The sequence below is a fragment of the Yinghuangia sp. YIM S09857 genome, from assembly GCF_051388915.1.
In the GTDB taxonomy this organism is placed as follows: Bacteria; Actinomycetota; Actinomycetes; order Streptomycetales; family Streptomycetaceae; genus Yinghuangia.
In genome coordinates this window covers 3,844-21,653 of sequence record NZ_JBPKBH010000016.1, presented here as the reverse complement: position 1 = coordinate 21,653, position 17,810 = coordinate 3,844, and the positions used below count along the sequence as shown (strand labels likewise).

Genomic DNA, 17,810 nt, shown 5'->3' with positions numbered 1-17,810 from the left:
GGTCGTGCGTATCACCGTTCCCCGCATGCTGGGTGCCCTCGTGCTGGCCCTGATGGTCACCTACACATTCGTCTGGGCGCCCGACCTCGTCGACTCGCAGGCCGCTTCGGAAGCCCCCGGCATGGGCGGACCCTTGCCCGAGCGCCAGCCGCCGCCCGCGTGGGTCAAGGAGCGCGTCGCCAAGGCGCCGGTCGAGGTGTTCCCGCCGGCCGGCAAGAAGTTCCTCGGCATCATGACCGCGCACGGCTCGTACGACCTCGCACCGCTGGACGACTTCTCCCGCGCGGTCGGACGCGACCCCTCCGTGCTGCAATTCTCCGTCGGCTGGGCCGACTCCCCGTTCGACCGGCGGCTGTTCGACCAGGTGGCCAAACGCGGCCTGATGCCGCTGATGGCCTGGGAGCCCTGGGACTTCACCAAGGAGAGCCCGATCGAGGAAGAGCGCGGCAACCAGCCCGCGTACGCGCTCCGCCACATCATCGCGGGCCAGTTCGACGACTACGTCACCAAGTGGGCGCAGGGCATCAAGGAGCTCGGCTACCCCGTCGCGATCCGCTTCGCTCACGAGATGAACGGCTTCTGGTACCCGTGGGCGGCCCAGGCCAACGGCAACACGACGGACCAGTACATCCAGGCGTGGCGGCACGTCCACGACATCTTCACGCAGGTCGGCGCGAACGACGTGACCTGGGTGTGGAGTCCGAACCGCGACTACGACGGCTCGACGCCGGTGCAGTCGCTCTACCCGGGCGACGAATACGTTGACTGGGTCGGGCTGTCCGGCTACTTCGGCACCAAGGGCGTCGAGAAGTACAAGTCCTTCGACGAGATCTTCCAGCCGACGGTGCAGGAGCTGCGCAAGTTCACCCAGCGGCCCGTCGTCATCACCGAGACGGGTGCGGTGGACTTCGACGGGCGCAAGGCGGAGTGGATCAACGAGATGTTCCGCCAACTCCCCGGCAACCCCGACATCATCGGCGTCATCTGGTACGAGGCGCGCAAGGAGCGCCAGGCCGACTGGCGCATCGCCGTGTCCCCGGCGGCGTCGGCGGCCTACCGTACCGGCATGGGGGACGCGCGGTACGACGTCAAGTGGACGCTGAAGGCCACGCCGCTGCGGGCCGTCGACAGGTCCGCCGAGCCGTCCGGCGCGCCGTCGTCCAGCACACCGTCGGCCGTGCCCTCGACTCCGGCGGCTCCGACGACGAAGGCCCCGCCGAGTTCGTCCCCGCCGCGCCCGACGACGAGACCGCCCACCCGGACCACGACGCGGCCCGCCGGTTCGAAGCCGCCGACGGCGACCCGGACCACACGGGCCGGGGCGGGCTGAGCCGTGTTGACGAGGTCGGGGGAGATCGCGCGGCTGCGGTCCACCGCCCGCAGCCACCCGGTGCTGACCGCGGGCGTCGCACTGCTGCTGGTGGCCGGGCTGCTGGGTGCCTGGATGCTCCTGCCACCGCGCTTCATGGGCGACCTCCAGCGGTCCGCCAAGGCGCACGAGCGGCCGCCCGCGCCGATCGCGCAAGTGGTGCCGCAGGCGGGCGAGTTGTGCTCCGACGAGATCAACCGGCACCCGGCGCGCGAGGTCGACGGCGGGCGCTACCAGGTGAATCCGAACGAGTGGAACGCGGTCGGCGGGCTGTGCGTCCGTACGGACGGCGGCTCGGACTTCCGCATCAGCCAGAGCGGGGTGAACGAGCGGACGGTGGTCGACCCGGACCGCGGGCCGGGGGCGTACGCGCACATCACCACCCCGCTGCACGGCGGCGTCCTGCCGATCCGCGTCGACAACCTGCGGTACGCGGTGAGCAGTTGGACCACGTCGACGATCGACTCCGGTACCTGGAACGCTTCGTACGACCTGTGGTTCAGCCCGGTGCACGGCGAGTGCTCGTTCACCGAGAGCGCCGAGCTGATGATCTGGATCGACAGCCGCGGCAAGAAGCCGTCGGGGGAGAAGGCCGACGACCCGGTGCGGATCGGGGGCCTGTCGTACACGGTGTACCAACTGCCCAAGAAGAGCAGTCACACCGTGATCGTCTACCTGCTGGAGGACCCCGCCTCGTCGGTCCGCGACCTCGACCTGCGCGCGTTCGCGCTGGACGCGGCCCAGCGGGGGTACGTCCCCAGGGACTCCGAACTGTGCTCGGTGCAGGCCGGTTTCGAGGTCTGGGAGGGCGGAGTGGGGCTGCGCACCGACTCGTTCTCCTTCGACGCCGCGGTCGGCCTGCCGCGCGGCGCGGTCACGTCGGGCGTGCCGGGCATGTGCCTGGCCGCCCCGTCGGACGGCCGGACGCCGGGCGTGGCCACGTGCGACGCGTCGCCCGCGCAGGAGTGGACCAAGGGCGACGCGAACACGCTGGTCCAGGACGGGAGATGCCTGGAGGCGGGGCGCGGCGGCACGGTGTACCTCGCGCCGTGTACGGGTGCCGTCGCCCAGAAGTGGCAGCCGGGGCCGTCCGATGCGCTCGTCAGCCCCGCCTCGGGGAAGTGCCTCGCGGCCGGGGACCCGGCTCCGGGCCGGTGGTCGGTGCCGCGCCTCCAACCGTGCGAGCGCGGGCCCGCGCAGACGTGGTACCCGCCAACCTGAGTCCGCCGTCTACGACGCGAGCGGCCCGTACCCCGCGTAGTAGCTCCGCGCCGCCAGCACCGGCACCCACAGTGTGGCCTCGCCCTCACGCGCGAACGTGAACGTCACGCGCCGCGTGTCGCCCGAACGGACCAGGTCCGCGGCATTCGGCACGACCGCGGTCGTATTTCCCGGCCCGCCGAGCTGCAACGTCTGCTGCGGCAGCACCCGCAGCTCCGGGTGACTCGCCGCCGGGGTGATCTCGGCCGGCAGCGGCAGCTCGTTGACCGAGATCCGCTGGATCTGATCCGGCGCCCCGCCCCCGTTGTAGATCGACCCGGTCACCGCCAACGGCCCGCCCCCACCGAGCGGCCCGGTCAGCAGCACCACGTTCTGGATCAGCAACGACCCCACCGAGGTCGCCGGCGTATCCGGCTTGATCCTCAAGGTCTCGGCCTTCTTGCCCGCCCCGCACCCCGCCAGGGCAAGCGACACGACAACCGGCAGCACAACAGCAAGGCCCCGGCGAAAGCGACGACAGTGCGACACGACGGCGTCTCCCCATCACACTCGGAAAGTCATTTTCACCCCATTTAACCCATTAACCCCAAAAGTATGTGTGGCCCCCGCCGCCCACCCCCACAACCACCCGCCGAGTGGCAGAGCCCGCCCCGGAAGCACCCCGCCGCGCACCAGTGGCACCGGGCTGAGTCAGCTTGCGAGCGGGTCCGCCCATTGCCTTGCACGGCAGTCCGTCGGCGCCGCGCTCCCGCCTCCGGGCAACTCGCCGGGGGTCGAGTCGCGAGCGGGGTGGGGTGCGCCTATTGCCTTGCACGGCAGTCTGTCGGCGCCGCGCTCCCGCCTTCGCTCAACTCGCCGGGGGTCGAGTCGCGAGCGGGGTGGCGTCGGAGTCGTCGGCAGGGCCGCACAACCCGCTGTGGACGGCTCCGCGTCGCCTTGCGCCCCGAGAAGCCCACCCGCGTGCGGCCCGCCACCCGCCACCCGCCGCTCAAGCGCGTCCGACCAGCGCGCCATGCGTGCCGGGTGGGCTCGGCTGCGGGCGTCGACCGCTTCGCGCGGCGGTTGGGCCCATCCCTCGGGGCCGCCCTCCGCGTCGTACGCCTCAGGATCGGACCCGCGCGGGATCCGCACCGGCCCGGCCCGTTCGTCCGGCGAGGGCGGCCGCCACGGCCGGGGCTCGGGCGCGCGGGGCTACTTCGCGTTGTGGTCGCGGGCGATGGCGTCGATGTTGGCGGCCAGTTGGATGTCGAGGGGGGTCACGCCGCCGGCGTCGTGGGTGCTGAGGGTGATGTGGAGGGTGCGCCAGCGGATGTCGATGTCGGGGTGGTGGTTCATGTCCTCGGCGGCGACGGCGATGACGTCGACGATGCGGATGGCGGTGGGGAAGTCGGGGGCGGTGAGGGTACGGCGGATCTGTTTGAAATCGCCGGTCCAGTTGTCGAGGCCCGCGAGGGCGGCCAATACGGCGGATTCGTCCATGATTTGCGGCATGCTTCGGAGGCTGCTCCCCGCATCGGCGCGCGTCAAGGGCCGACACGGCCGTGGCGGCCGAGCGGACGGCGTCTTCCCTCGTACGCCCGTACCGCCCCTCAAACGCCGTAAAGTGGTCCGCCATGGACCGGCCGGAGGCGACCCCGCACCCCGAAGGCGATCTCGTCATCGTCGTCGGGGCCGCGATCCTGCACGCCGGGCGCGTGCTCGCCGCACGGCGCTCCGCGCCGCCGCACCTGGCGGGCGGGTGGGAGTTCCCCGGCGGCAAGCTGGAGCCCGGCGAGGCCGAGGCCGACGCGCTGGTCCGCGAGTGCCGCGAGGAGTTGGGCGTCGCGGTGCGCGCCGTACGGCGGCTGTCCGGTGCCTGGCCCCTCACGCCGGGCTACGTCCTGCACCTGTGGCAGGCCGAGCTGCTGGAGGGCGAGCCCCAGCCCCTGGAGGACCATTCCGAGCTGCGCTGGCTCTCCCCCCACGAGCTGGGGGACGTGGACTGGCTGCCGCAGGACCGGGACGCGGTCGCGGTCGTCGCGCGCCTCATGGCCGCGAGGGAGGCAGAACGCCCGACAGGGCGCCCGGCGGGCTGATCGGCGCCACGCCGACCGGTTCGACAACTTCACAGCCTCACAGGCCCACAACTTCACAGCCTCACAACTTCACAGGCTGACAATTTCACAGGCCCGCAGCGCCAAGGGCCACAGCGGCACACCTCCCGGCCGGCACCGCGCGACCCGCGATAATCCGGTCATTCGGCAGTAGTCGGGAGCAGCCGGGAACAAAGGTCAAAGGCTTGAAAAAGTAGTGAATCGGGGAAACGGCACCTAATAGCAGCGACGTGAAGGATCCGCGGTCCATGGAGCAGGGTCAGAGCGCCGGGCGGCCACCGGGGGGCACCACCCCCAACTCCGTGGCGCCCGGAACCCTGTACGACCTCGTCCCCAGCGCCACCTGGGTGCTCGACGCGCAGGGCCTCATCACCATGTGGAGCCGGTCCGCCGAAAAACTGTTCGGGTACCGCCGCGACGAGATCCTGGGCCGCTGGGCCGGGGAGCTCCTCGTCCCACCGCTCACCGAGGACGACCGCGAGCGCATCGAACAGGAGATCGCCGACGCCGAGCTGGCCGGCGGCACGTACCGGATTCGACGCGCCGACGGGAGCGTCGGCGAGTTCGAGTCCCGCTCGGCCTTCGTCACGGATGCGGCCGGCAACCGGTCGATCCTGATCACCTCGGTCGAGGCCGACGCGCTGCACCGGGTCGAGGCCGACCTCGCGATGCGCGAGGCGCTCTTCGACCAGTCGCCGATCGGCGTCGGCATCTTCGACACCGACCTGCGCTACGTCGCCGCCAACGATGCGCTGGCCGCCATGGACGGGGTGCCCGTCGCGGACCACCTGGGCCGCACGATCGACGACATCATGCCCGGCATCGACACCGCCCGGGTGCGGACCATCCAGCAGCGCGTCCTCGACACCGGCGAGCCCGTCGTCGACTCCCGCATCTTCGGGCCCATCCCGCTGGACGGCGGCCCCCGTACGGTCTGGTCGATGTCGTACAACCGCCTCCAGGCGCAGGGCGGCAAGATCCTCGGCATCAGCTGCTCGCTCATCGACGTCACCGAGCGGCACTACGCCATGGTCAAGGTCGACGCCGCGCGCAAGCGGCTCGCGCTGCTCAACGAGGCCGGCACGCGCATCGGCGCGACGCTCGACATCCCCCGCATCGCCGAGGAGCTGGCCGCCTCGGTCGTCCCCGGCTTCGCCGACCTCGCCGCCGTCGACCTGCTGGAGGCGGTCATGGTCGGCGACGAGATCCCGCCCGGCGCGCACGGCGACAGCACGGTGATGTACCGCGTCGCCTCGCGCGGCGCCCGCCCCGGCCGGTACACCGACGAACTGCTGGAGCAGGGTTCGCGGCTGGTCTACTCGGCCGACTCGACGTTCGGGCGCTGTCTACGCAGCGGCGGCTCCTACCTGGTGCAGAACATCCAGGACGAGATGTACGAGGAGCTCATCCGCGACACCGGCCGCGCCGAGTCCGCCCGGGTCCTCGGCCTGCACACGCTGATGGTCGTGCCGCTCAGCGCCCGGGGCATCGTGCTCGGGACGCTGCTGCTCGGCCGCGGCGAGGGCCGTCCCGCGTTCGACCCCGACGACCTCACGCTCGCCACCGAGTTGGGTGCCCGCGCGGCCGTGTCGGTGGACAACGCCCGGCTCTACCACCGGCAGCGCGAGACCGCCGTCATGCTGCAACGCAGCCTGCTGCCGCAGGACCTGCCCGAGATCCCGGGCATCGAGGTCGCGCACCGCTACCTCCCGGGCAGCCTGGTGACCGAGGTCGGCGGCGACTGGTTCGACGTACTCCCGCTCTCCGGCGGCCGCATCGGGCTGGTGGTCGGCGACGTGATGGGTCACGGCGTCCACGCGGCAGCGGTGATGGGGCAGTTGCGCACGGCGGTACGCACACTCGCGGGACTCGATCTGCCGCCCTCCGAAGTCATGGGCCACCTCGACGACATCGTCGCCAGCCTCGGCGAACTGCACTACGCCACCTGCGTGTACGTCGTGTACGACCCGGTCGCACGTACCTGCGAGTTCGCCAGCGCCGGGCACCTGCCGCCGGTGCTGGTGCCTCCGGGCGGACGTCCCGTGCCGGTCGACCCGCCGTCCGGCGCGGTGCTGGGCGTCGGCGGAGTGCCGTTCGAGCAGAAGGAGTTGCAGGTCGAGCCCGGCAGTCTGCTGGTGCTCTACACCGACGGCCTCGTGGAGACGCGCGAACGCGACCTCGACACCGGCATCGGCCTGCTGTGCGACGCGATCGCGGAGCACCGGGGCCCGCTGGAGGAGGCGTCCGACGCGGTCATCTCCTCGCTGCACAAGGAACTCGGCTTCGACGACGTGGCGTTGCTCATGGCCCGCCTCGACGCGCTGCCCCAGGACGCGGTCGCCTCGTGGTGGCTCCCGGCCGAACCGCCTGTGGTGGCAAGGGCGCGCGAGCTGACCCGTAAGACGCTGCACGACTGGGACCTGGAGGTCCTGGTCGACATCGCCGAGCTGCTGGTGAGCGAACTGGTGACGAACGCGCTGCGGTACGGCGCCGGTCCGATCCGCCTGCGGCTGCTGCGCGGGCGGAACCTGCTGTGCGAGGTTGCGGACGCCGTACCGAGCCTGCCGCGGCTGCGCGAGGCCCGCGACACCGACGAGGGGGGCCGCGGCATGCAGCTGGTCACCACGCTCGCCGAGCGGTGGGGGAGCCGGAGGGCGGGCCACGGAAAGATCGTGTGGTTCGAACTCCAGCTCCCCACCGGGGAGTAGACCTGACCTGGTGGTGCGTCAGTTGCCGCGGCGGCGGATCTTGTTGCCGAGCCACACCAGCGGGTCGTACTTACGGTCCGCGACGCGCTCCTTCATCGGGATCAGCGCGTTGTCGGTGATCTTGATGTGCTCCGGGCAGACGTCCGTGCAGCACTTGGTGATGTTGCAGTAGCCGAGCCCGTGTTCCTCCTGCGCCGCCTTCTGGCGGTCCGCGACGTCGAGCGGGTGCATGTCCAGCTCGGCGATCCGCATGAGGTAACGGGGGCCGGAGAACGCCGGCTTGTTGTCCTCGAAGTCACGGATGACGTGGCAGGTGTTCTGGCACAGGTAGCACTCGATGCACTTGCGGAACTCCTGCGAGCGCTCGACGTCCACCTGCTGCATGCGGTACTCGCCCGCCTTCAGCTCGGGCGGGGGCGTGAAGGACGGCACCTGCCGCGCCTTGGTGTAGTTGAACGACACGTCCGTCACCAGGTCGCGGATGACCGGGAAGGTGCGCATCGGGGTCACGGTGATGGTCTCGTCCTCGGAGAACGTGCTCATGCGCGTCATGCACAGCAGGCGCGGCCGCCCGTTGATCTCCGCGCTGCACGAACCGCACTTGCCCGCCTTGCAGTTCCACCGCACCGCGAGGTCCGGGGTCTGGGTGGCCTGGAGGCGGTGGATGATGTCGAGGACGACCTCGCCCTCGTTCACCTCGACCGTGTAGTCGCGCAGCTCGCCGCTGTCCACGTCACCGCGCCATACGCGGAAGTTGGCCTTGTACGACATCAGTCCTTCTCCTCGTCCGAGGCGGCGTCGGTGCCCGGGTCGGCTGCCTCCGCCTCCGCAGTCCCGCCCTCCGAGGGCGCGTCGGCCGCGTCGCGCTCGTCGGCCGCGTCGTCTCCGGCGGGCGCCCCCGGCAGTTCCGCGTCGGTCAGGTACTTCTTCAACTCGTCCAGCTCGAACAGCGCGAGCAGGTCGCCGCGCATCGGCTCCGGGGTGCGGCGCACCAGGTCCACGTGCCCGCCGTCGGCCGCGAGGGTGCAGGCCAGCACGACCTTGCGCCATTCCGCCGACATCCCGGGGTGGTCCTCGCGGGTGTGCCCGCCGCGGCTCTCCTGCCGCTCCAGCGCGGCCTTGGCGATGCACTCGGAGACCAGCAGCATGTTGCGCAGGTCGATGGCGAGGTGCCAGCCCGGGTTGTACTGCCGGTGGCCCTCGACCCCGGCCTTGTCCGCGCGCGCCTTCAACTCCTCCAGGCGGCCCAGCGCTTCGGCCATCTCGCCCTCGCGCCGGATGATGCCGACGAGGTCGTTCATGGTCTGCTGGAGCTCCTGGTGCACCGAGTACGGGTTCTCGGCACCTTCGTTGCTGAACGGCGCCACCGCCTCCGCGGCCGCGGCGTCGATCTGCTCCTGGTCCAAGTCCAGGCGCGCGTCCCCGAGTTCGGCGACGTAGTCGGCCGCGTGCAGTCCGGCGCGGCGGCCGAACACCAGCAGGTCCGACAGGGAGTTGCCGCCGAGCCGGTTGCTGCCGTGCATGCCGCCGGCGACCTCGCCGGCCGCGTACAGCCCGAGGACGCCCGGCGTCGCCGCGGTGTCCGGATCGACCTCGATGCCGCCCATGACGTAGTGGCAGGTCGGGCCGACCTCCATCGGTTCGGCGGTGATGTCGACGTCCGCCAGTTCCTTGAACTGGTGGTGCATGGACGGCAGTCGGCGGCGGATCTCCTCGGCGGGCAGGCGCGTCGAGACGTCCAGGAAGACACCGCCGTGCGGCGTGCCGCGGCCCGCCTTGACCTCGGAGTTGATGGCGCGGGCGACTTCGTCGCGCGGCAGCAGCTCGGGCGGGCGGCGGTTGTTGTCCGGGTCCTCGTACCAGCGGTCGCCTTCCGCCTCGGACTGCGCGTACTTCTCCTTGAACACGTCCGGGATGTAGTCGAACATGAACCGCTTGCCCTCGGAGTTGCGCAGCACCCCGCCGTCGCCGCGCACCGACTCGGTGACCAGGATGCCCTTCACGCTGGGCGGCCAGACCATGCCGGTCGGGTGGAACTGCACGAACTCCATGTTGATGAGGGACGCCCCGGCCAGCAGCGCGAGAGCCTGCCCGTCGCCGGTGTACTCCCACGAATTCGACGTCACCTTGAAGGACTTGCCGATGCCGCCGGTGGCCAGCACGATCGCCGGTGCGTCGAACACCACGAACCGGCCGGACTCGCGCCAGTAGCCGAACGCGCCGGTGACCCGGTTGCCCTCGTCGCCGCCGGCGTCCGGCACGGTGAGCAGCCGCGTGACGGTGACCTCCTGGAAGACCTTGAGCCGGGCCTCCGGGTCGCCGAACTCCGCCTCGTCCTCCTGCTGGAGCGCGACGATCTTCTGCTGAAGCGTGCGGATCAGCTCCAGTCCGGTACGGTCGCCGACGTGCGCCAGCCGGGGGTACTCGTGGCCGCCGAAGTTGCGCTGGCTGATGCGGCCGTCCTTGGTGCGGTCGAACAGCGCGCCCCAGGTCTCCAGTTCCCACACCCGGTCCGGGGCCTCCTGCGCGTGCAGTTCGGCCATCCGCCAGTGGTTCAGGAACTTGCCGCCGCGCATGGTGTCGCGGAAGTGCACCTGCCAGTTGTCGTTGCTGTTCACGTTGCCCATCGACGCGGCGATGCCGCCCTCGGCCATGACCGTGTGGGCCTTGCCGAACAGCGACTTGCACACCACGGCGGTGCGCATTCCCCGCATGCGCGCCTCGATGGCCGCGCGAAGCCCGGCGCCGCCCGCCCCGATGACGACGACGTCGTAGCTGTGCCGTTCCACTTCGGACATGAAGCTCGGTGCCTTTCCTGGGACTTGAGCGTGGGACCGTAACCCGCGGCTAGAAGAAGCGCGGGTCGTCGAACGCGCCGGAAGCGACGAGGTACACGTACAGGTCGGCGAGCGCGACGCTGAACAGCGAGGCCCAGGCGAGCTGCATGTGCTTGGTGTTCAGTCGGCTGACGATCTGCCAGTAGCGGTAGCGGACCGGGTGCTTGGAGAAGTGCTTGAGGCGCCCGCCGAGGATGTGCCGGCACGAGTGGCAGGACAGCGTGTACGCCCAGATCAGCAGCACGTTGGCGAGCAGCACCAGCGTCCCGAGGCCCATGTGCCCCCAGGCGCCGTGCTCGTCCCGGAAGGCGATGATGACGTCCCAGGTCAGGATGCCGGCGACGACGACCGCGAAGTACAGGAAGTAGCGGTGCGAGTTCTGGATGATCAGCGGGAACTTCGTCTCGCCGCTGTACTTCGAGCGCGGTTCCGGGACGGCGCACGCCGACGGCGACGCCCAGAAGCCCCGGTAGTACGCCTTGCGGTAGTAGTAGCAGGTCATCCGGAAGCCGAGCGGGAAGATCAGGATGATCAGCGCGGGGGAGAGCGACCACCAGTCGCCGAAGAGCGGCGCGTTCGCGCTCAGCGGCATGCTTTCGCAGTTGGTCGACAGGCAGGGCGAGTAGAACGGCGAGACGTACGGTTCCGCGAAGTAGTCGTCGTTGGCGAACGCGCGCCAGGTCGAGTACACGATGAACGCGACCAGGATCGTGACCGTGATGGCCGAGCCCAGCCACCAGCGGTCCGTGCGGAGATGCCGTTCCTCGATCTGCGCCCTGCCGGGCGCGGCGGTGCCGGTGGCCATGCGTGAGTGCCCTTCTCGGCTGCGTGTTCCCTGGGTACGGGTGGTGCGCGTGCGGTTAGCGCCGCTGCGGCCGCATCCCGCCGATCCCTTCGTCGTCCGCGTCGGCGAACAGCGAGGGGTCGTACGGTACTTCCGTGAGCGGTTCGAGTTCGGCGCGCGGGTTCGGCGGCGCGGAGTGCGGTTCACCCGGGGCGTGTTCGCACAGCAGCGCGAGCGAATCTCGCAGCCGCTCGACGTCGCCGCAGACCCGGCGTATGTCCAGCGTGTTCCCCAACCGGCCGCGCACCGACCGCAGCACGCGGTCCAGTTCGTCGAGCTTGCGCTGTGCGCGGGTCAGGTCGTAGTCCACGGTCGTCGTCATGTCGCGCGCTCACCCCCTGGTCGCCGGCCCCGCGCCGTCGGGGGACCGGTTGGTCGGTGTTGCGGACGTGCTGGTCGTACCGCCCGTACGCGCGCAGCCGAAAGCCGCGATCGGCCGCACGCGGTGCGAACCTCGGAAGTGTGGCGCGATCCGGGAAAGAATGGAAAGTGCTATCGCGATCTTTTTCCCACCCACCCCCGGATTTCCCCCGCACGGGGGACCCGGCAACCATCCCGTAGCGATCAAGAATTCAAGATCACCAATTCCCCCGGCCAATTCCAAGATCATCAAAGCCCCGCCGAGCCGGCGCTATTCGAAGCCGCGACGCCCGTGCCGGAAAGCCGCCCCGGCCTCGCCGAGGGACGCGGCGAACTGGAGAAGATCGAGTCCGCAGCCGAGCACCAGGCCACCCCCGACTGACGAATGCCGCCGGCATGACCGCCGAGCCGACTCCCGCCCTGCCGACCACGACGTGCTCTGCCCGCACGCATACGGCCACCAACCCCATGAGCCCCCTGGGCCACGCCCGACCGCGCGGCGACCCGCCACACAGACGCCCATCCACACCGCGCACGCACAGCCACCGGTTTCGCGCTCCCCCGCGGCGGCTCGCCCTGCTCGGGGGGAGCGGGCTTGGGGGGTGGCGCTACCGGGAGCGGTGATGCGGTCGCTTGACTCTGCCGGGGGTAAGGCGCGAAGGCCATGCCGCCCCAGCGCCGGGCCCCCGTGCACGCCCGACAAGCCGCCGTCGCCGCCCGCCCCTTGGCCGCGTACCTCGCCCTCGGGTCGGTCCCGCTCCGCCCGGCGTCGACGTGACCTGAACGCATGCCCGTGGCGGAGCCCCCGGGGCCACGCCCGACCGCGCGGCGACCCGCCTCCACGCACACGCTCGTCCACACCGCCGCCAAGCGCCGGAGCGTTTGCGGCGGATCTCCGTTGCTCGCCGCCCTGGTCGCTCGTCCAGTCGGGCGACGTCCTTGCGCGTGCCCGTCCCTGCCCGCCTGGGCGGCGGGTGGGGGTTACTCGGAGTGGAGGGTGGCGGCGGGGCTGGATTCGATTCGGGTTCGGGTGGCGGTGATGCGGGGGCGGGCCGGGAGGATCTGTTCGGCTTGGGCCAGGGCCTGGCGGGCGGTGGTGATGTCGCCGGCGGCGGTGAGTGCCAGGGCCAGGACGCAGAGGGCGTCCGCGTGGCCGGCCGGGGTGCCCTTCTTCTCGGCGCGGACCGCCTGCTCCGCGCTGCGCACCGCCTTGCGCGCCTCGCCGTGCAGGACGAGCAGCAGCGGGTGCGTCTCCTCCTCCTCGGCGAACTTCAGCAGCATGCCGGACGGGTGCATGTAGTACCCGGTCGGCGCCGCCAGCGCCTGTTCCGCGGCGGTGAGGTTGCCGGCCAGCGGCACCGTGCCCATGACCAGTGCCTGCACCATGACCTCGCCGAAGAGGCTGCGCGCGGTCTCCCAGTCCGGGTGCCCCGAGTGCAGGCGGTTCAGGTACGTCCGGGCCAGGTCCGCGGCCCGCGCGTCGTCGGCCTGCGCCTCGGCGGCCAGGACCTGGGCGAAGGTGCGGTACGGCTCGGCCTCCGGCCCCTCCGGCATCAGGTCGGCGATCTGCGCGACCGTCCTGATGTCGCCGATGCCGTACGCCTCCGTCAGCCGCTCGTGCATCATCCGCGCCCGGGCCGTGGCCGGGCTCTCCGGCGCCGGAGCGGGAGAGGCGTCGGAGTCGGGCGAGTCGAAGCCGGAAAAGTCGGAGGAGTCGGAGCCCGGGGCCGAGGCCGGTCCCGGGGCGTCCGGGCCGCCGTGGCCGCCTGCGAAGGGGTTCCCGGGCCCGCCGCGCCGCCCGTCACCCGCTGTGCCGCCACCGGCCGTACCGCCGGGGCCCCACGGGTCGCCCGCACCGTCGCCCCGCCGTGCCGACCAGCGCCGCCGCATCCGCTCGCTGAAGGATTCGCTCACACAGCCGATTGTGCCTCGCCCCGCCCCAACCCCGCCGACCCCATGCCCCGCGCTCCGCCGCCGCCGACCCCGTACCCCAGGCTCTGCCCCCGCCGACCCCGTGCCCCACGCTCCGCCCACGCACCCCGCTCCACACGCCCCGGCCGCGCCCGACCCCGCGCCCTGACCGCCCCGGCCCGCGCGTCTCGCGCGCCCTCGAACCCCGCCCCCGCGTGCCCCCACCTCCCGAAGCCCTGGTCCGCGAGCCGGACGTGACCCGAGGCGATCGGTGTTGCCCCGTACCATGGAGGGGCCGCGGCGGACCGGCCCGGCTTGCATCCCGGCATATCCGGCGGAACCGGACGTAGACATGCTGACCGGATGCGACGTCCCGAGCCCAACGGAAGCGCATACCCGCATGCCCACGCGCAACGACATCCGCAACGTCGCCATCGTCGCCCACGTCGACCACGGCAAGACCACCCTCGTCGACGCCATGCTCAAGCAGGCCGGTGCCTTCAGCTCGCACCAACAGATGGACGACCGGGTCATGGACTCCAACGACCTGGAGCGCGAGAAGGGCATCACCATCCTCGCGAAGAACACCGCCGTCAAGTACCACCCCAAGGACGGCGGGGACCCCATCACCATCAACATCATCGACACCCCCGGCCACGCCGACTTCGGCGGCGAGGTCGAGCGCGGCCTGTCGATGGTGGACGGCGTGGTGCTGCTGGTCGACGCGTCCGAGGGCCCGCTGCCGCAGACCCGCTTCGTGCTGCGCAAGGCGCTGTCCGCGAAGATGCCGGTCATCCTCTGCATCAACAAGGTCGACCGCCCCGACTCGCGCATCTCCGAGGTCGTCGACGAGACGTACGAGCTGTTCATGGACCTCGACGCGACCGAGGACCAGATCGAGTTCCCGATCGTCTACGCCTGCGCGCGCGACGGCATGGCCTCGCTGAACCGCCCGGAGAACGGCGTCACGCCGGACAACGACGACCTCCAGCCGTTCTTCCAGACCATCCTGGACACCATCCCGGCCCCCACGTACGAGGAGGGCCACCCGCTCCAGGCCCACGTCACCAACCTCGACGCGTCGAACTTCCTGGGCCGCATCGCCCTGTGCCGGGTGCACAACGGCACGATCCGCAAGGGCCAGACGACGTCCTGGTGCCGCCACGACGGCTCGATCGAGAAGGTCCGCATCACCGAGCTGCTGATGACGGACGCCCTGGAGCGCAAGCCCGCCGAGGAGGCCGGCCCCGGCGACATCATCGCCATCGCCGGCATCCCGGAGATCATGATCGGCGACACCATCGCGGACGCCGAGGACCCGCGCCCGCTGCCCCTCATCACGGTCGACGAGCCCGCGATCTCGATGACGATCGGCACCAACACCTCGCCGCTGGTCGGCAAGGGCGGCAAGGGCCACAAGGTCACCGCGCGCCTGGTGAAGGACCGTCTCGACAAGGAGCTGGTCGGCAACGTGTCGATGCGCGTGCTGCCCACCGAGCGCCCGGACGCCTGGGAGGTGCAGGGCCGCGGCGAACTCGCGCTGGCGATCCTGGTCGAGCAGATGCGCCGCGAGGGCTTCGAGCTGACGGTCGGCAAGCCGCAGGTGGTCACCAAGGAGATCGGCGGCAAGGTGCACGAGCCGTTCGAGCGCCTGACGATCGACTCGCCCGAGGAGTACCTGGGCGCGATCACCCAGCTCCTGGCCACCCGCAAGGGCCGCATGGAGACGATGACCAACCACGGGACCGGCTGGATCCGCATGGAGTTCGTCGTGCCCGCGCGCGGACTCATCGGCTTCCGCACGGAGTTCCTCACCGAGACCCGCGGCACCGGCATCGCGCACAGCATCCACGAGGGCTACGAGCCGTGGGTCGGCGAGCTGCGCACCCGCAACAACGGCTCGCTGGTGGCGGACCGCTCGGGCGTCGTGACGGCGTTCGCGATGACCAACCTCCAGGAGCGCGGCACGCTGTTCGTCGAGCCGACCATCGAGGTGTACGAGGGCATGATCGTCGGTGAGAACAGCCGCTCCGACGACATGGACGTCAACATCACCAAGGAGAAGAAGCTCACCAACATGCGCTCGTCCACCGCGGACGAGACCGAGAAGCTGATCCCGCCGCGCAGACTGTCGCTGGAGCAGGCGCTGGAGTTCTGCCGCGAGGACGAGTGCGTCGAGGTGACGCCGGAGACGGTGCGCATCCGCAAGGTGGTGCTGAACCAGCAGGAGCGCGCCCGCGCCGCCTCGCGCGCCAAGCGCTCCTGACCGAGGTCTCGCGCGGAGTTCTGGATCGCCTTTCTCCGTGAGGAGTCCTTGATCGCGTTCGCCGCGCGGCGTTCTTGATCGAATTCCCGCCGACCGCGTTCTCCGATGGCCCACAGTCTGGACTGTGGGCCATCGCCTTTTTATCGGGCAATCGCGGCGAACTGCGCAGTCCACGCGCATAGTTGATCAATCCAGAGCGCGCTGATCGAACACCCGGATCCGTTGAGCGGGAGACCGTTCCGTTTGGTTGGCGGGTATTTCGTCCCGGTCAATGGCCATTTCATCGGAATATCGCGCGCAGGCTTAACTGAAATGCAACAGTCCAAGCCTGGATGTAGATCATTGGGCGTCGGATAGTTGCGCTTGCGCCCGAGTCCCAATTCGCTGTCGCATTCCCGCACGACGCTCGGGCGTCAGCATGATCATTTCCTGCCCACACCGGGAAATCGATCTTGTTGGTCCGCACTGTGCAATCTCCCTCCCCCCTTCCTGTCCGAAGAACTTCGAGGAGGCAGACCGTGCGTGGATCTACGCGCGTGAAAATCGGAGCCGCGGTGGCCGTTCTGGCCCTGGCGGCAACGGCGTGCAGTACCGACGACGACGACCCCACGACCCCGCCGGGCAGCCCCGGGGCGTCCCAGTCGGGGGGCGGCAAGAAAGGCGGGTCGATCACGGTCCAGCTCGGCGAGCCGCAGCACGGCCTGGTGCCGACGAACACCGCGGAGAGCGAGGGTGCGGAGGTCCTCAATGCGCTCTTCGCCGGGCTCGTCGACTACGACATCGAGACCAACGTCCCGCAGAACCGCGTGGCCCAGTCGATCGAGAGCACCGACAACAAGGTCTGGACGATCAAGATCCATCCGGACTACACGTTCCACAACGGCGAGAAGGTGACCGCGAGTTCGTTCGTGGACTCGTGGAACTACGGTGCCAACCAGAAGAACGCGCAAGAGGCGATCCCGTTCTTCGACAAGATCGAGGGCTCGGAGGAACTGGCGCCCGGCCCGGACAAGGAGCCGACGGGCGACAAGCTGAAGGGACTTGAGGTCGTCGACGAGACGACGTTCAAGGTCACCCTCAAGGTGCCGTTCGCGCAGTTCCCGACGATGCTCGGGTACAACGCGTACTACCCGATGCCCAAGGCGTTCTTCGCCGACCCGAAGAAGTTCGACGAAGAGCCCATCGGCAACGGGCCGTTCATGATGGACGGCAAGTGGGAGCACAACCAGCACATCAAGGTGAAGCGCTTCGACGCCTTCCCGGACCGCGACGGCGACGCCCTCCTCGACGCGGTGACCTTCAAGATCTACGACGAGCTGGACACCGCGTACAACGACCTGCGGGCCAAGGCCATCGAGATCACCGACAAGCTGCCACCCTCCGCGATGGGCACGGTCGAGAAGGACTTCCCGGGGCGCACCTCCAACAAGGCCGAGTCGGCGGTCGGCTACATCGGCTTCCCGCTGGCCACGAACCCCGCCTTCGCCAACCCCGACCTGCGCAAGGCCATTTCGATGGCCATCGACCGCGAGTCGCTGAACAAGGCGATCTTCAGCGGCACCCGCCCGCCCGCGGACGACTTCGTCAGCCCGATCATCCCGGGCTACCGCAAGGGTGCCTGCGGTGAGGCGTGCACGTTCAACCCGACCAAGGCCAAGGAACTGTTCACCGCGGCCGGCGGGCTGCCCGGCAACAAGCTGGAGCTCGGCTACAACGTCGACGGCGGCCACAAGGCCTGGATCGAGGCCATCGGCAACATGCTCAAGGAGCACCTGGGCATCGAGGTGACGCCGAAGCCGTTCGAGAAGTTCCAGGCGATCCTGGACTCGCTCGACGCCAAGGAGTACTCGGGCGCGTTCCGCATGGCCTGGTCGATGGACTACCCGTCGATCGAGAACTACCTGCGGCCGATCTTCAGCAAGATCGCGATCGACAACGGCTCGAACCACGCGGGTTACGTCAACGAGCAGTTCGAGGCGGCGCTCGCGGCGGCCGACGTCAAGCAGGGCGCCGAGGGCATCGCCGCCTACCAGGCCGCGAACGACATCCTGCTGAAGGAACTCCCGTACATCCCGGTGTTCTTCTACCAGGGCTCGAACGCCTGGACCGAAAAGGTCACCAACGTGAAGATCGACGCGCAGAACCGCATGCGCCTCGACCTGGTGTCCCTGGCATAACCACAGCCGACGTCGCATCGGCGG

At 70.2% G+C, this 17,810-nt stretch carries 13 protein-coding genes; 6 read left to right on the top strand and 7 right to left on the bottom strand.

What is annotated here, in order from left to right; translation table 11 throughout:
* Nucleotides 1–4 precede the first annotated feature (4 nt).
* Both ACRX5S_RS28510 and ACRX5S_RS28505 read left to right on the top strand, forming a co-directional pair.
* Nucleotides 5–1,330 carry a glycoside hydrolase family 26 protein gene (locus ACRX5S_RS28510; RefSeq protein ID WP_436776000.1) on the top strand — a complete coding sequence of 442 codons (1,326 nt, stop codon included), beginning with the start codon at nt 5–7 and terminating at the stop codon, nt 1,328–1,330.
* 3 nt (nt 1,331–1,333) lie between these two features.
* A complete protein-coding gene (locus tag ACRX5S_RS28505) occupies nt 1,334–2,590 on the top strand; it encodes a GH12 family glycosyl hydrolase domain-containing protein (RefSeq protein WP_436775999.1) in 1,257 nt (418 codons plus the stop codon).
* Nucleotides 2,591–2,599: 9 nt separating this feature from the next.
* Here ACRX5S_RS28505 and ACRX5S_RS28500 read toward each other — a convergent pair whose 3' ends face one another.
* Nucleotides 2,600–3,079, bottom strand: a complete 480-nt coding sequence (locus ACRX5S_RS28500) for a hypothetical protein (RefSeq protein WP_436775998.1) — start codon at nt 3,077–3,079, stop codon at nt 2,600–2,602.
* 702 nt (nt 3,080–3,781) lie between these two features.
* Nucleotides 3,782–4,081, bottom strand: a complete 300-nt coding sequence (locus ACRX5S_RS28495) for a 4a-hydroxytetrahydrobiopterin dehydratase (RefSeq protein ID WP_436775997.1) — start codon at nt 4,079–4,081, stop codon at nt 3,782–3,784.
* A 122-nt stretch (nt 4,082–4,203) separates the two neighbouring features.
* Here ACRX5S_RS28495 and ACRX5S_RS28490 point away from each other — a divergent pair, with 122 nt between their 5' ends.
* Together ACRX5S_RS28490 and ACRX5S_RS28485 are read left to right on the top strand one after the other, a co-directional pair.
* Nucleotides 4,204–4,665: a (deoxy)nucleoside triphosphate pyrophosphohydrolase gene (locus ACRX5S_RS28490; protein WP_436775996.1), complete on the top strand. Its 462-nt coding sequence runs from the start codon at nt 4,204–4,206 to the stop codon at nt 4,663–4,665.
* A gap of 266 nt (nt 4,666–4,931) precedes the next feature.
* Entirely contained in the window at nt 4,932–7,391 is a 2,460-nt protein-coding gene (locus tag ACRX5S_RS28485) for a SpoIIE family protein phosphatase (protein ID WP_436775995.1), read from the top strand.
* An 18-nt stretch (nt 7,392–7,409) separates the two neighbouring features.
* Here the strand turns inward: ACRX5S_RS28485 and ACRX5S_RS28480 are convergent, their stop codons facing one another.
* From ACRX5S_RS28480 to ACRX5S_RS28460, 5 genes are all read right to left on the bottom strand, one after another.
* Complete coding sequence (locus ACRX5S_RS28480; RefSeq protein ID WP_436775994.1) at nt 7,410–8,162, bottom strand: succinate dehydrogenase/fumarate reductase iron-sulfur subunit; 753 nt, start codon at nt 8,160–8,162, stop codon at nt 7,410–7,412.
* Complete coding sequence (locus ACRX5S_RS28475) at nt 8,162–10,189, bottom strand: fumarate reductase/succinate dehydrogenase flavoprotein subunit (protein ID WP_436775993.1); 2,028 nt, start codon at nt 10,187–10,189, stop codon at nt 8,162–8,164. Before ACRX5S_RS28475 ends, ACRX5S_RS28480 begins: the two co-directional genes overlap by 1 nt.
* 49 nt (nt 10,190–10,238) lie before the next feature.
* Entirely contained in the window at nt 10,239–11,033 is a 795-nt protein-coding gene (locus ACRX5S_RS28470; RefSeq protein WP_436775992.1) for a hypothetical protein, read from the bottom strand.
* Between the two features lie 55 nt (nt 11,034–11,088).
* A complete protein-coding gene (locus ACRX5S_RS28465; protein ID WP_436775991.1) occupies nt 11,089–11,394 on the bottom strand; it encodes a hypothetical protein in 306 nt (101 codons plus the stop codon).
* 1,019 nt (nt 11,395–12,413) lie between these two features.
* A complete protein-coding gene (locus tag ACRX5S_RS28460; RefSeq protein WP_436775990.1) occupies nt 12,414–13,346 on the bottom strand; it encodes a tetratricopeptide repeat protein in 933 nt (310 codons plus the stop codon).
* 397 nt (nt 13,347–13,743) lie between these two features.
* Here ACRX5S_RS28460 and typA point away from each other — a divergent pair, with 397 nt between their 5' ends.
* Nucleotides 13,744–15,609 (top strand): translational GTPase TypA, encoded by a 1,866-nt coding sequence (gene typA, locus ACRX5S_RS28455; protein ID WP_436775989.1) that lies wholly within the window; start codon nt 13,744–13,746, stop codon nt 15,607–15,609.
* A 536-nt stretch (nt 15,610–16,145) separates the two neighbouring features.
* Nucleotides 16,146–17,786 carry a peptide ABC transporter substrate-binding protein gene (locus ACRX5S_RS28450; protein WP_436775988.1) on the top strand — a complete coding sequence of 547 codons (1,641 nt, stop codon included), beginning with the start codon at nt 16,146–16,148 and terminating at the stop codon, nt 17,784–17,786.
* Nucleotides 17,787–17,810: the final 24 nt, after the last annotated feature.